The sequence below is a fragment of the Halopseudomonas formosensis genome, from assembly GCF_900115905.1.
GTDB classification, from domain to species: domain Bacteria; phylum Pseudomonadota; class Gammaproteobacteria; order Pseudomonadales; family Pseudomonadaceae; genus Halopseudomonas; species Halopseudomonas formosensis.
Genome location: NZ_FOYD01000006.1, coordinates 79,193 through 92,985 on the forward strand (window position 1 = coordinate 79,193; position 13,793 = coordinate 92,985).

Here is a 13,793-nt window from a genome sequence, read left to right on the forward strand (position 1 = left end):
GCTGCACACCGGGATGACAGAATGGCACCCATGGAACAACCCGAAATAACCACCCTGATTGAAAAGGTAGACCGGCTGATCGATCTCTGCGACCAGCTGCAACTGCAGAATCGTCAACTGCTGGCTCAGGAACGCAACTGGCGGGAAGAGCGTCTGCAACTGATCGAAAAGAACGATCTGGCCCGCCAGAAGGTCGAAGCCATGATACTGCGTTTGAAATCCCTGGAGCACGATTCATGAGCCAGCCCCTCACCGTCAGCCTGCGTATTCTGGACAAGGAATATCAGGTCGCCTGTCCCCCTGAAGAACGCTACAACCTGGAGGAGGCTGCCCGTCATCTGGATGCCACCATGCGGGACATCCGCAACCGCGGGAAGGTGATAGGCCTGGAGCGCATTGCCGTGATGGCGGCCCTGAACATCAGCCACGAGATGCTCATCAGCAAGCGCCAACAGCAGCAGCTGTCCGGTGAGCAGCAACAGCAGATCAACGAACTGAACCAGCGCCTGGATCAGGCGCTGGCACGTCAGCAGGAATAGTTCGACCGGCGGGTCAGTGGAAATCGGGTGAATATTCTGTATACTCGGTCACATCCCTGGGGTGTTTGCCAGTCGGAGACGTCCCTGAGCCGATACTCCTGCAGAAGGAGGCCACGCGTTGCCGTCAGTGTGCATGTCCGCAAGACGGAAAGCCTAAGCCGGTACCGTGTCCCCCACCTTGAACTTCACGGTTCAAGGGCTAACCTGACAGCGGCGTCCCGGGGATCCATTCAATGAGCGACCCGCGTACTCTTCTGCGTCGCCAGCTGCGTCAGGCCCGACGCGCCCTGACTCCACGCGAGCAACGTGCCGCCAGTGAACAGCTGCTGCGCCAGCTGGTACATCATCCGCTGTTCCGCCGCAGCCGGCATATCGCCTTCTACCTGGCCAACGACGGCGAGATCGATCCGCATCTGCTCATGCAGCGCGCCCGCGAACTGGGCAAGCACTGCTACCTGCCGGTACTGCGCCGCTGGCCAGCCAATCAGATGCACTTCCAGCGCTTGCGCCCGGGCCAGCGCTGGACCACCAACAGATACGGTATCCGTGAACCCCGACCCGACCCCCGCTGGCAGGTCAGCCCCTGGCGGCTGGATCTGGTGCTCATGCCACTGGTCGGCTTCGATGCCCGGGGCAATCGCCTGGGCATGGGCGGCGGCTACTACGACCGCCTGTTCGCCTACCGCCGGACCCGCGCACACTGGCCAGGCCCCCGTCTGCTGGGGCTGGCGCACCATTGCCAGAAGGTCGACCAGCTTCCGGTCGCGCCCTGGGACGTGCCACTGGACGGGATCGTCAGCGATCAGCAGATCATTCTGTTGCAGGGAACTGCGTAATCGGTGATTCCGATCGTTCCAGGTAACTTTGGGTGTACCCGGTGGTGACCACCCCCAGTGTGAATATCAAGACGAGAATCCAGATAAGATCCGGCTTGCGGCGCATGACACCTGCTCTCCTTTCCGGCCGACTCCCGACCTGAAGCACTCAGGCCATGAGACGGAGTCCATTATTATTATCGTTCTGGAACACTTCAAAACTTTGAGCGACACCCTATACCCCATCCAGCGGAAAAAATCAACAGATAAGCCCCCGACAGGCTGATAGCCTGCAGCCATCAGTCGACCGGAGGCCGAGCGCAATCCCCGGCGCCGTCATATACTAGCTGGGCCAATGCCAGCTACAGGACGTACCTTCCAACCATGGATGCCCTGCCGCACAAGCCCCAGCCACGACTGTTCCACGCCATTCTGGTGATGGTTCTGCTGCTGTGCCTGGCGATCGGCACGCTGAGCGTCTGGCGCACCCTGGTGCAGAACGAAACCCACCGCCAGCAGGAGCTGCTGCAACAGGAGGTGGAAGGTCTGGCGCGGCAGATGGAAACCCGTTTCGACTACCAGACTGACGCCATCCAGCGGATGGCGCGACGCTGGAGTGACTATCGGCGCCATCCCCCGGCCTGGCAGCGGGACGCCGACGCCCTGCTGGAGGACTTCGACAACATCCAGGCCATCGAATGGCTGGACGCCAGCCATTGCATCCGCTGGATCCACCCATTGCAGGGCAACGAGCCAGCGGTGGAATTCCAGTACCCGGATGACCACCCCAACCTGCCTTATCTGCAGATCGCCCGGGAAAGCGGGCAACCCGTGCTGAGCAACCAGTTCGAGCTGGTCCAGGGTGGCGCCGGGCTGGCCTACCAGATCCCGCTGTATCGCGACGCCGGCGGCAATCCGCAGTTCGACGGCTACCTGATCGCCATCTTCCGCGCGGAAGCGCTGCTGCACAGCCTGCTGGCCGAGCTGCCCACCGCCCACCTGAGCCTGACGCTCGAAGACCGGCGCGGCACCCTGTTCCAGCGCCTGCGCGCCGATACCCACTACAGCCTGCCGCCGGCCCAGGCCCGGGTCCACCTGGGGGACAGCGACAACTTCACCCTGTACAGCTATCCCAATGCGGCAACCCTGCACAACAGCCCGATCCCGACCATCACCCTGATCAGCGGCCTGCTGGCCAGCGCCTTGCTGTGCCACGCGCTCTGGATGGCCCTGCTGGCGACCCGACGACTCGATGCGCTGCAGCTGACCAACCGGACCCTGCAAAGCGAGATCGCCCGTCGCCAACAGGTCGAACAGGTGCTGCAGTCAAGCCAGTCCCGCCTGCAGCTGGTGCTGGACATGACCGATTACAGCTATGACGCGCTCTTCATCCTCAACCTGGATCCCTTCGAGATCGTCTACATGAACCGCACCTGCTGGGCGAGTCTGGGATACAGCGCCGAGCAGCTGCGCAATCTGCTGGGTATCTGCCCGGACGATGTCGTGCCCGGTGCGCAGGACTGGCTGGAGACCCTGCGCGAGCAGTCGCGCAAGGGCGAGAGTGCCATCTATCAACGATACGCACGCACGCGCACCGGCAAGCTGGTTCCACTGGAGATCAGTGTGCGTCCGATGAAGCGCCTGGGCATCGATTACCTGGTGTGCGTCGGCCGCAACAACCACCAGCAGCTGGAGGCCACGGCGCAACTGGAAAGGCTGACCCAGATCGACGGCCTGACCGGGCTGTTCAACCGTCGTTCCTTCGATGCGGCCCTGGCCGCCGAGTGGCGCCGGCTGCAGCGCCAGCAGCTGCCACTGGGCATGCTGATGGTCGATGTCGATCATTTCAAGCTGTACAACGACACCTATGGCCACCTGGCCGGGGATGATGCCCTGCGCAGTGTCAGCCGGGCACTGCAACAGCATGTCGGCCGTGAAGGGGACAGGGTCTGTCGCTACGGCGGCGAGGAGTTCGCCATTCTGCTGCCGGGTGCCGATATTGCCCAGTGTCGCAAGGTGGCGGATCTGATCCATGCCGAAGTGCGGCAGATGAAGATCCCCCACGTGGTGGAGCCGGAGCGGCGACTGTCGATCAGTATCGGCATCGCCTGCGCCCTGCCCGGCTGCGAGCACCCGCCGGAAAGCCTGGTGCAGGCCGCCGATCAGGCGCTCTATGAAGCCAAGAAGGCCGGACGCAACCGCAGCGCCTGTGCCGAACTGGTGAGTTAACCCAGATACAGCTGGTAGGCCGGGTTGGACGTTTCGTCCCAGTAGGGATAGCCGATGGCATCCAGTGCTTCGGGCACCAGACCGCGCTCGGCCTCCGGCACCTGCAGCCCGACCACCACGCGGCCGTAGTCGGCGCCATGGTTGCGATAGTGGAACATGGAGATGTTCCAGCGCCCGCCCAGCTTGTTGAGGAAGTTGAACAGCGCGCCGGGGCGCTCGGGGAATTCGAAGCGGTACACCACCTCGTCCTCCACCTGCACCGAATGGCCACCGACCATGTGACGGATATGCAGCTTGGCCAGCTCGTTGTCGGTCAGATCCAGCACCGGGAACTGCTTCTCCACCAGCCCCGCCACCAGCGCCTCGCGCGGATCCGTCTCCGGATGGGTCTGGACGCCGACGAAGATATGCGCCTCGCGGCTGTCGTGGTAGCGATAGTTGAACTCGGTGATGGCACGCTTGCCGATCGCCTGACAGAAGGCCTTGAAGCTGCCCGGACGTTCCGGAATGGTCACCGCCAGCAGGGCCTCGCGCTGCTCGCCGATCTCGGCGCGCTCGGCCACATGACGCAGGCGATCGAAGTTGATATTGGCACCCGAATCGATGGCCACCAGCACCTGGCCGGTACAGCCCTCGCGCTCGACATACTTCTTGATCCCGGCCACACCCAGGCAACCGGCGGGCTCGCAGATCGAACGGGTGTCATCGTAGATGTCCTTGATGGCCGCGCACATCTCGTCGGAGGAGACAGTAATCACCTCATCCACGTATTTCTTGCAGATATCGAAGGTGTACTTGCCGATCTGGGCCACCGCCACGCCGTCGGCGAACTGGCCGACCTGGCTCAGGGTCACCCGCCGGCCCTTCTGCAGGGCGGTCTGCAGGCAGTTGGAGTCGCGCGGCTCGACGCCGATCACCTTGATCTCGGGACGCAGGTACTTCACATAGGCGGCGATCCCGGCGATCAGCCCGCCACCGCCCACCGGCACGAAGATGGCGTCCAGCTGGCCCTGGTGCTGACGCAGTATCTCCATGGCCACGGTACCCTGGCCGGCAATGGTGTCGGGGTCATCATAGGGGTGGATGAACACCAGCCCCTTCTCCTCCACCTGCTTCTGGGCATAGGCCAGCGCCTCGTCGAACGCATCCCCGTGCAGTACCACCTTGCCGCCCCGGGCGCGCACGGCCTTGACCTTGATCTCCGGGGTGGTGCGCGGCATGACGATGGTCGCCTTGACCCCCATGTGCCGGGCGGCAAAGGCCAGCCCCTGAGCATGGTTGCCCGCCGAGGCGGCAATCACGCCGCAGGCGCGCTGCTCATCGGTCAGGCGCGCCAGCTTGTTGTAGGCTCCGCGAATCTTGAAGGAAAACACCGGCTGCAGGTCCTCTCGCTTGAGCAGGACGGTGTTGCCCAGACGCTCGGAGAGGAAGTTGGCCCGGTGCACGGGGGTTTCCACCGCCACATCGTAGACCGGAGAGCAGAGGATCTTCTTTACATAGCTTTCAAGGGTAGGCATCGCGTTCGGCTTGGCAGGTAAGGGAAAAGAGGCCAGTCTAAACGAATCCGCCTTCCTCCGACTACACGGTATCCGGGCAGGATCGTATAATCCCCGGTTTTTCAGCATACAGAGGTATCCGGCATGACCCAGGACGAACTCAAGCAGGCCGTTGCCCAGGCCGCAGTGGACATTCTGCTGCCGCAACTGGAGGACAAGAGCATCGTCGGTGTCGGCACCGGCTCCACTGCCAACTTCTTCATCGACGCCCTGGCCCGCCACAAGGCCAGCTTCGACGGCGCCGTGGCCAGCTCCGAGGCGACCGCCGAGCGCCTGCGCCAGCATGGCATTCCGGTCTATGACCTCAACAGCGTTGCCAGCCTGGACTTCTACGTCGATGGCGCGGATGAGAGCAACCACCATCTGGAGCTGATCAAGGGTGGCGGCGCCGCGCTGACCCGGGAAAAGATCGTCGCCGCGGTGGCCCGGACCTTCATCTGCATTGCCGATCAGAGCAAGCTGGTGGATACCCTGGGCAGCTTCCCGCTGCCGGTGGAGGTCATCCCCATGGCGCGCAGCCATGTAGCCCGGGAGATCGTCAGGCTCGGTGGGGATCCGGTCTACCGCCAGGGTGTGGTCACCGACAACGGCAACGTGATCCTGGATGTCCACAACATGCAGATTCATGACCCGCGCAGCCTGGAAGAAAAGCTCAACGCCATCGTCGGCGTGGTCTGCAACGGTCTGTTCGCCGCCCGCCCGGCGGACATACTGCTGCTGGGTACCAGCGAGGGCGTCAAGCGCATGGAACGGGCACGGCCCTGATCAGAGCGCCCGGCCCTTCGCTGGCCGGGCATCTCCCGGCAGCCATACCCGGAATGCCGCGCCGCCCAGCGGTGAGGCATCCAGACTCAGACTGCCCCCGTAGCTCTCGATGATATCGCGGACCACGGCCAGGCCTATGCCCTGTCCCGGGTGCGACGCATCCAGGCGCTCCCCTCGGCCGATGACCCGTTCGCGCTGATCCTCCGGCACCCCCGGACCATCATCCTCGACCCAGATTTCCCAGCCACCGGGCAACGCCCGGGCACTGACGCGGATACGTGACAGGCACAGACGGTAGGCGTTCTCCAGCAGATTGCCCAGCAGCTCCAGCAGAGCACCCTCCTCGATCGGCAGCCGGGTACCTTCGGGCATGTCCAGCTGCAGTGTCACGTCCTTGTCCCGGTAGACCTTGCCCAGCGCCTCGCCCAGCTTGCCCGCCAGCGGCTGCAGGGCCGCACTGTGCCGCACCAGCCCGCTGCGACGCAGGCTGGCGCGCTGCAACTGGTAGTCGATCTGCTGGCTCATGCGCTCGATCTGGTCGCGCAGAATGCGCGCCTGCTCGCGCCCGGCCGGTTGGGCGCGCAGATTCTCCACCACGGTCTGCAGCACCGCCAGCGGCGTCTTCAGACTGTGCGCCAGATCCGCCAGCGAGTCCCGGTAACGGGTACGCTGCAGGCGCTCGCTGTCAATCAGGCGGTTGAGCGACTGGGTCAGGCGGTTCAGCTCCCGGGGATGCTGGTCGCTCAGATGCTCGCGGCCGCCGCTCTCGATCTCTTGCAGCTCCCGGCGCACGCCGCGCAGCGAACCCAGACTCCAGGTCAGTGCCAGCCACAGCATGCCCAGCAGCACCAGCAGTCCACCGCCCAGCCACAGGCGCAGACGCTGGCTGAAATCCTGCTGCAGGCCGGCGAACTCGCTGGTTGGCAGCATGGTAACGAAACTCAGGGGCAGACTCTGTTCACCGGACAGCTGCACCTCCACGTCGTAGACGTAGTATTCATTGCCGTGCCGATCACGGATGCGCAGAAAGTCGATGCGATTGCCGGCATAGAACGGCAAATAGTGCAGCTCCTCGTCAGTGGTCGAGCGTGAATGCCAGATGACACTGCCCTCGGCATCGTAGACATAGCCGAGCAGTTTGGCTTCGGGCAGATTGAATTCCTCGTCGGGCATCTGCTCGGGCATCACCAGCTGCCCATCGACCACACTGGCGGCGCCGATCAGGGTCGAGGCGTCCGCCGCCAGCCGCTGCTGCACCACCTGCTCCAGGGTCTGATCAAATACCCTCTCCAGCGCCGGCACCAGCGCCAGCACGAAGAGCGCAGCGAACCCCGCAGCGCTGACGACAAGGCGTGAACGCAGCGAGCGGGTCAACGGCACGGCTCGCTGAACAGGTAACCCTGGCCGCGCACGGTCTCGATCAGGCGCAGATCGCCGGCCGCCTCCAGCTTGCGGCGCAGCCGACCGACCAGCACCTCGATGACGTTGGGATCACGCTCCTCATCATCGGGGTACAGCTGCTCCATGAGCCTATCCTTGGAGACCACCTGCTGATGATGGCGCATCAGATACTCGAGAATCCGGTACTCGAAGGCCGTCAGGGGAACCGCCTCCTCGTCGACCGTGGCCTGACGTCGATGCAGGTCCAGCACCAGCGAGCCTGCCTGGATCTGCGCCTGAACGAAGCCGGCAGCGCGGCGTACCAGGGCATTCAGACGGGCCTCCAGTTCCTCGAACTGGAAGGGCTTGACCACATAGTCGTCGGCGCCGGAGGTCAACCCCTCGACCTTGTCCTGCCAGTTGCCCCTGGCCGTCAGGATGAGGATGGGAAAGCTGCGGTCCATGCTGCGCAGCTCGCGGATCAGGTCCAGTCCACCCATGCCGGGCAGTCCCAGATCGATGATGGCAATATCATGGTTGTACTGCTGGGCGCGGTACAGCCCCTCCTCCGCATCGGCCACTGCATCGACGACATGCCCCAGCTCCGCAAAGCGCGTCGCCAGGTGGTGACGCAGCAGCGCCTCGTCTTCGACCAACAGCAGCTTCATGTCACCCTCCACGGCAGGACTGACGCATGCGACTCTGCCCGGTCAGTGCCGGGCAGAGTGCGGCTTGCGCCGATATCAGAAGTGGTAGTTTAACCCCAGATAGAGCTGCTCGCTGCTCTTGAGGTCAGCCGAGCCACCTACCGCGCCGCTGCGCGCATTGAGGCTGACATCCGCGGTAGTGCGCAGGTAGCGATAACCCGCCTCAAGGGAGACCGGTGCATCGAACTGGTGCAGGATACCGGCCTGCAGACCACCGGCCAGGCCCAGATCGCTGTCACGGTGGAAGCCCGGGGAGTCCTGCTCCAGCTTGACCAGACCGGCGGTCACGCCACCGAACAGACGGGTGCTGTCGGCGATCGGCATGAACAGATCGTAGCTGCCGAGCAGGTTCTGCTGGCGCAGCTTGTAGCCATTGCCGGTACCGGAGATGTATTCATAGTTCAGGTACATGCGTCCGGTGTCATCCTGCACACCGCTGCGCACACCCCAGGTGCTCTCGTTGTTGATGGTGCTGTCGAGGCTGCGCGCCAGCGGATTTCCGGTGAGGCTGCCGGAGCGGTCCATGTTGTTGCTGGTCTCACCCCAGGTCAGACCGACGAAGCTGTCCTGGGCGAATGCCGGCACGCTGGCCAGGGCGATGGCGGTACCGACCGTCAGTGCTTTCAGAGTGTTCTGCATAAGGGCTGTCTCCTTGTAAATGTCGGAATACAGACTGCCTGAGCAGCCCTGAACCGCAGCTGAACACTCGCTGAACCCGGGCTGAACGAGAGCGAGATGCCGCCCGACCGCCAGCGGCGTTTTGCTATATTCCGGACCAACCTCCCGAACCTCGGGCTATCGTGCAGCAGGCATCCCTGTCCGGCTGCCCGCCGCCAGCCTCTCTGCCTGGTATCTACAGAAGCAAGCTATGGAACTCGACATCAACCTCCTTCGGGACAGCCTGCGGCGTGGCAACAGCGACGAGCTGGCTACCGCACTCAAAGCCCACCACCCGGCCGATCTTGCCGCCGCACTGCAGGACCTCGAGCCGTCTGTCGCCTGGGACATCCTGCATCAGGCAGCCATTCCCCGGCAGGCCGCCGTGTTCGGCTATCTGGACCCGGACTTCCGGACGCTGCTGGTCAACAGCATCTCGCAGCAGGACCTGGCCGCCATCGTCATGCACATGAGAGCGGACGATCGCGCCGACCTGTACCGGCAGCTGACCGAGGAGCAGCGCGAGACCCTGATGCCCGCGCTGGCCCAGGCCGAGCGCGAGGATATCCGCCGCCTGGCGGCCTACCGGGAGGGCACCGCCGGCGCCATCATGACCTCCGCCTATGCTGCGCTGCCGCCCGGCATTTCCGCCAGCGACGCCCTGGCCGTACTGCGCCGCGAGGCACCGAACAAGGAAACCATCTACCGCGCCTACGTGATCGACAGCCACAGGAAGCTGCTCGGGTCGGTGCGCCTGCAGGACCTCATTACCGCACCAGCACAGACCCGGGTCAGCGCCTTGATGAAGACCTGCTCCTATCAGATCCGCGTCGACGAGGATGCGGAGGAAGCCGCCCGCCGGATCGCCCATTACGATGTGATCGCGCTGCCGGTGGTGGATGCGGACAATCGTCTGGTGGGCATCATCACCCATGACGACGCCCTGGATGTGCTGCAGGCCGGCGCCACCGAAGACTTCCACCGGGTGGGCACAGTTACCCATCTGGAATCCGGCGTCGGCTCCGCCTCCATTCCCATGCTCTACCGGGCGCGGATCGTATGGCTGATGCTGCTGGTCTTCGGCAGCATCTTTTCTGGTGCCGGCATAGCGCACTTCGAGGACACCATTGCCGCCAACCTGGCGCTGATGTTCTTCCTGCCGATCCTGATCTCCTCCGGGGGCAATGCCGGCTCGCAGTCCGCGACCCTGATGATACGGGCGCTGGCAACGGGGGAGATAGGCCTGTCGGACTGGACCCGGGTACTCGGGCGGGAACTGGTACTGGCGATGCTGCTGGGGGTCAGCATGGCCTGCGCCATCGGGGTGATAGGGGTAGTGCGGGGCGGGCAGCAGATTGCCCTGGTGATCAGCCTGTCGATGGTGCTGATCGTAGTGGTCGGCAGCCTGATCGGCATGCTGCTGCCCTTCCTGCTGAGCCGCTTCCGGCTGGACCCGGCGACGGCCAGCACGCCACTGGTCACATCCATCGCCGACGCGACCGGGGTGCTCATCTACTTCAGCATCGCCAGCGTGCTGCTGAACATGCCGGCGTAGCGGCAGAGCCCGTGGCGGGGGCAACCCCGCCACGGGCAGGCATCAGAACAGCACGCGGCAGCGGATGGTTCCGTTGACCTCGTTCAGCTTCTTCAGCGCCAGATCGGAATAGGCGGCATCGACGTCGATGACCACATAGCCGACCTTCTCGTTGGTCTGCAGGTACTGACCGGAGATGTTGATGCCGTTGCTGGCAAACACCTGGTTGATCTCGCTCATCACACCCGGAATGTTCTGGTGGATGTGCAGCAGACGATGCTTGCCGGGATGCGACGGCAGGGCCACTTCGGGGAAGTTGACCGAGGTGATGGAGGTGCCGTTATCGCTGTAGCGCACCAGCTTCTCCGCCACTTCCAGACCGATATTGGCCTGAGCTTCCATGGTCGAACCACCGATATGCGGGGTCAGCAGGCAGTTGTCGATACCACGCAGCGGGGAGACGAACTCGTCATCGTTGGAACGCGGCTCAACCGGGAACACGTCGATGGCGGCGCCGTTCAGATGCTTGTCCTTGAGCGCCGCGGCCAGTGCGTCGATATCCACCACGGTGCCGCGTGCGGCGTTGATCAGGATGCCGCCCTTCTTCATGGCGCGGATCTGCTGTTCACCGATCATCCATTTGGTGGAGGGGGTTTCCGGCACGTGCAGGGTCACTATGTCAGCGGTGCGCAGCAGTTCGTCGAGGCTGCCCACCTGACGGGCATTACCCAGCGGCAGCTTGGTCACCACGTCATGGAAGATCACATGCATGCCCAGACCTTCGGCCAGTACCGACAGCTGGGTGCCGATGGAGCCATAGCCGACGATGCCCAGGGTCTTGCCACGGATCTCGTAGGAGTCGGCAGCGCTCTTGAGCCAGCCACCGCGGTGGGCAACCGCGTTCTTCTCCGGGATACCGCGCAGCAGCAGGATGGCCTCGGCCAGCACCAGCTCGGCCACCGAACGGGTATTGGAGTAGGGCGCGTTGAACACGGCCACACCCATTTCACGGGCAGTGTCCAGATCCACCTGGTTGGTGCCGATGCAGAAACAACCAATAGCGACCAGTTTGTGGGCATGCTGCAGCACATCAGCGGTGAGCTGGGTACGGGAACGGATACCGATGAAATGCGCATCGGCAATCGCCTTCTTCAGCTCTTCGTCAGGAAGCGAGCCCTTGTGGTAGTCGATATTGGTGTAGCCGGCTGCCTGCAGCGTATCGACGGCAGTCTGATGCACACCCTCGAGGAGCAGGAATTTGATCTTGCTCTTGTCCAGCGAGGTTTTTGCCATGAGTGAGTTACCCGTAATGCTGATGTATGATGGTCCGTCAGGTTTTTCGGCGTTTGCTCAGTCGGACACCTGTTTCGGAAGCCGCACATGCTAACATAATCTCCCTTTTTTCACTGCCCGGGCAGCATGAAATCTGTTCAGGCCCAGCTTGAATCCTGTTTGAGAGCGACCATGACCCCAGAAGCCATCATCGAGAACCTGAAAACGCTGCTTGACGTCGACAAGGTGCGTACCGACAGCGAGTCGCTGACCAACTGGGGCCGCGACTGGACCAAGCAGTTCGAGCCGGCGCCGCTGGCCATCGTCTTCCCCCGCAGCGTCGAGGATGTGCAGGCTGTGGTGCGCTTTGCCAACGAACACAAACTGGCGCTGACCCCCTCCGGCGGCCGCACCGGGCTGTCCGCCGGCGCGGTGGCCGCCAATGGCGAGATCGTGGTGTCCTTCGACTACATGAACCGCATTCTCGATTTCAATGCCTACGACCGCACCGTGACCTGCCAGCCGGGCGTGGTCACTGCCCAGCTGCAGCAGTTCGCCGAGGAACAGGGGCTGTACTACCCAGTGGATTTCGCCTCCGCCGGCTCCAGCCAGATCGGCGGCAATATCGGCACCAACGCCGGTGGCATCAAGGTGATCCGCTACGGCATGACCCGCAACTGGGTAGCCGGGCTGAAAGTGGTCACCGGTACCGGCGAGCTGCTGGAACTGAACAAGGGCCTGATGAAGAATGCCACCGGTTACGATCTGCGCCAGCTGTTCATCGGCGCCGAAGGCACCCTGGGCTTCGTCGTCGAGGCCACCATGCGCCTGGAGCGGGCACCGAAGAACCTCACCGCCATGGTACTGGGCACACCGGATTTCGACGCCATCATGCCGGTGCTGCATGCCTTCCAGAGCAAGCTGGATCTGACTGCCTTCGAATTCTTCTCCGACCGCGCCATGGCCAAGGTGCTGGCCCGGGGCGACGTCCCCGCGCCCTTCGAGACCGACTGCCCGTTCTATGCCCTGCTGGAATTCGAGGCGGTGAGCGAGGAGGTGGCCAACGAAGCACTGGCCACCTTCGAATATTGCGTCGAGCAGGGCTGGGTGCTCGATGGGGTGATGAGCCAGAGCGAGCAGCAGCTGCAGAACCTGTGGAAGCTGCGCGAGTTCATTTCCGAGACCATTTCCCACTGGACGCCCTACAAGAACGACATTTCGGTCACCGTCAGCCAGGTACCGGCGTTCCTGCGGGATATCGACGCCATCGTCGGCGAGCACTATCCGGACTTCGAGATCGTCTGGTTCGGTCACATCGGTGACGGCAACCTGCACCTGAACATCCTCAAGCCCGACGCCATGCCCAAGGAAGAGTTCTTCGCCAAGTGCGCCAGCGTCAACCAGTGGGTGTTCGATATCGTGCAGAAGTACAACGGCTCCATCTCCGCCGAACATGGCGTGGGCATGACCAAGCGCGACTACCTGGGCTACAGCCGCAGCGCCGAGGAAATTGCCATCATGAAGGCGGTCAAGGCGGTATTCGACCCCAACGGCATCATGAACCCGGGCAAGATCTTCGCCTGAGGCACCACCCGCTCTCGGGGCCGGTGCCAATCGCCGCCCCGATGGGCCCGGCTCGAGACAATGACAATGACCATGACCTACCAGCACCAATACACCGACGGCAGCCCCTTCCCCCACGCGCTGGGCAAGGTGGTCTGCGTCGGGCGCAACTACGCCGAACATGCCCGGGAGCTGAACAACCCGGTACCCAGCGAACCCCTGCTGTTCATCAAGCCGGCCACGGCAGTGACGCCCATGGCCGAGCCGATCCATCTGCCCCGTGGGCGCGGCGCGGTGCACTACGAGACCGAGATCGCCGTACTGATAGGCGCGCCCCTGTCGGGCGTGGTCAGTGATGCCCAGGCCAGCACTGCGATTGCCGGTATCGGCCTGGCCCTGGACCTGACCCTGCGCGAGCTGCAGGATCAGCTCAAGGCCAAGGGTCACCCCTGGGAGCGTGCCAAGGCGTTCGATGGGGCCTGCCCGCTGTCACCCTTCCTGCGGCCCGACGCCGTGCCGGCGCTGGACAGCATCGGCCTGCAGCTGCGGATCAACGGCGAGCTGCGCCAGAACGGCAGCAGCGCCGAGATGATCACGCCGATTGTCACATTGCTGCAGCATATCGCCGGTATCTTCACACTGCTGCCGGGGGATGTGGTGCTGACCGGCACCCCCGCGGGCGTCGGTGTGTTGCAGCCCGGTGATGAACTGGCGCTGGACATTCCCGGGGCGCTGCAACAGTCGGCCCGTGTTGCCGGCGACTGACCCCGGGAACC

General features: G+C 63.7%; 13 protein-coding genes and 1 other RNA gene. 9 read left to right on the forward strand and 5 right to left on the reverse strand.

Going from position 1 to position 13,793, the window contains the following annotated elements; all coding sequences use genetic code 11:
• Nucleotides 1-30: 30 nt before the first annotated feature.
• The 5 genes from BM046_RS10155 to BM046_RS10175 all read left to right on the forward strand — a co-directional run bounded on the left by BM046_RS10155 (nt 31) and on the right by BM046_RS10175 (nt 3,583).
• Nucleotides 31-240: a TIGR02449 family protein gene (locus BM046_RS10155; protein ID WP_090539295.1), complete on the forward strand. Its 210-nt coding sequence runs from the start codon at nt 31-33 to the stop codon at nt 238-240.
• Nucleotides 237-539 (forward strand): cell division protein ZapA, encoded by a 303-nt coding sequence (locus BM046_RS10160; protein WP_090539107.1) that lies wholly within the window; start codon nt 237-239, stop codon nt 537-539. Before BM046_RS10155 ends, BM046_RS10160 begins: the two co-directional genes overlap by 4 nt.
• A 50-nt stretch (nt 540-589) precedes the next feature.
• A non-coding RNA gene (ssrS, locus tag BM046_RS10165) (6S RNA) lies at nt 590-768 on the forward strand.
• 4 nt (nt 769-772) lie between these two features.
• Complete coding sequence (locus tag BM046_RS10170; RefSeq protein WP_090539109.1) at nt 773-1,375, forward strand: 5-formyltetrahydrofolate cyclo-ligase; 603 nt, start codon at nt 773-775, stop codon at nt 1,373-1,375.
• A 363-nt stretch (nt 1,376-1,738) separates the two neighbouring features.
• The gene (locus BM046_RS10175; protein WP_090539111.1) at nt 1,739-3,583 is read left to right on the forward strand and encodes a diguanylate cyclase; all 1,845 of its coding nucleotides are present in this window, start codon (nt 1,739-1,741) and stop codon (nt 3,581-3,583) included.
• Here BM046_RS10175 and ilvA read toward each other — a convergent pair.
• The gene (gene ilvA / locus BM046_RS10180) at nt 3,580-5,100 is read right to left on the reverse strand and encodes a threonine ammonia-lyase, biosynthetic (protein WP_090539113.1); all 1,521 of its coding nucleotides are present in this window, start codon (nt 5,098-5,100) and stop codon (nt 3,580-3,582) included. The genes BM046_RS10175 and ilvA overlap by 4 nt on opposite strands.
• A gap of 123 nt (nt 5,101-5,223) precedes the next feature.
• Here ilvA and rpiA point away from each other — a divergent pair, with 123 nt between their 5' ends.
• Nucleotides 5,224-5,904 (forward strand): ribose-5-phosphate isomerase RpiA, encoded by a 681-nt coding sequence (rpiA, locus tag BM046_RS10185; protein WP_090539115.1) that lies wholly within the window; start codon nt 5,224-5,226, stop codon nt 5,902-5,904.
• On the opposite strand, the gene BM046_RS10190 is transcribed toward rpiA, so the two are convergent.
• From BM046_RS10190 to BM046_RS10200, 3 genes are all read right to left on the reverse strand, one after another.
• Nucleotides 5,905-7,278 carry an ATP-binding protein gene (locus BM046_RS10190; RefSeq protein ID WP_090539117.1) on the reverse strand — a complete coding sequence of 458 codons (1,374 nt, stop codon included), beginning with the start codon at nt 7,276-7,278 and terminating at the stop codon, nt 5,905-5,907. It abuts the gene before it with no gap.
• Nucleotides 7,275-7,952: a response regulator gene (locus BM046_RS10195; RefSeq protein ID WP_090539119.1), complete on the reverse strand. Its 678-nt coding sequence runs from the start codon at nt 7,950-7,952 to the stop codon at nt 7,275-7,277. Before BM046_RS10195 ends, BM046_RS10190 begins: the two co-directional genes overlap by 4 nt.
• A gap of 75 nt (nt 7,953-8,027) precedes the next feature.
• Complete coding sequence (locus BM046_RS10200; protein WP_090539121.1) at nt 8,028-8,630, reverse strand: outer membrane beta-barrel protein; 603 nt, start codon at nt 8,628-8,630, stop codon at nt 8,028-8,030.
• Between the two features lie 229 nt (nt 8,631-8,859).
• On the opposite strand from BM046_RS10200, the gene mgtE reads away from it, so the two are divergent.
• Nucleotides 8,860-10,203 carry a magnesium transporter gene (mgtE, locus tag BM046_RS10205; RefSeq protein ID WP_090539123.1) on the forward strand — a complete coding sequence of 448 codons (1,344 nt, stop codon included), beginning with the start codon at nt 8,860-8,862 and terminating at the stop codon, nt 10,201-10,203.
• Nucleotides 10,204-10,245: 42 nt separating this feature from the next.
• Here mgtE and serA read toward each other — a convergent pair whose 3' ends face one another.
• Nucleotides 10,246-11,475 carry a phosphoglycerate dehydrogenase gene (serA, locus tag BM046_RS10210; RefSeq protein ID WP_090539125.1) on the reverse strand — a complete coding sequence of 410 codons (1,230 nt, stop codon included), beginning with the start codon at nt 11,473-11,475 and terminating at the stop codon, nt 10,246-10,248.
• Between the two features lie 171 nt (nt 11,476-11,646).
• Between serA and BM046_RS10215 the strand changes: the two genes are divergently transcribed.
• Together BM046_RS10215 and BM046_RS10220 are read left to right on the forward strand one after the other, a co-directional pair.
• Complete coding sequence (locus BM046_RS10215) at nt 11,647-13,038, forward strand: FAD-binding oxidoreductase (protein ID WP_090539127.1); 1,392 nt, start codon at nt 11,647-11,649, stop codon at nt 13,036-13,038.
• Between the two features lie 72 nt (nt 13,039-13,110).
• Nucleotides 13,111-13,782 carry a fumarylacetoacetate hydrolase family protein gene (locus BM046_RS10220; RefSeq protein WP_090539129.1) on the forward strand — a complete coding sequence of 224 codons (672 nt, stop codon included), beginning with the start codon at nt 13,111-13,113 and terminating at the stop codon, nt 13,780-13,782.
• Nucleotides 13,783-13,793 lie beyond the last annotated feature (11 nt).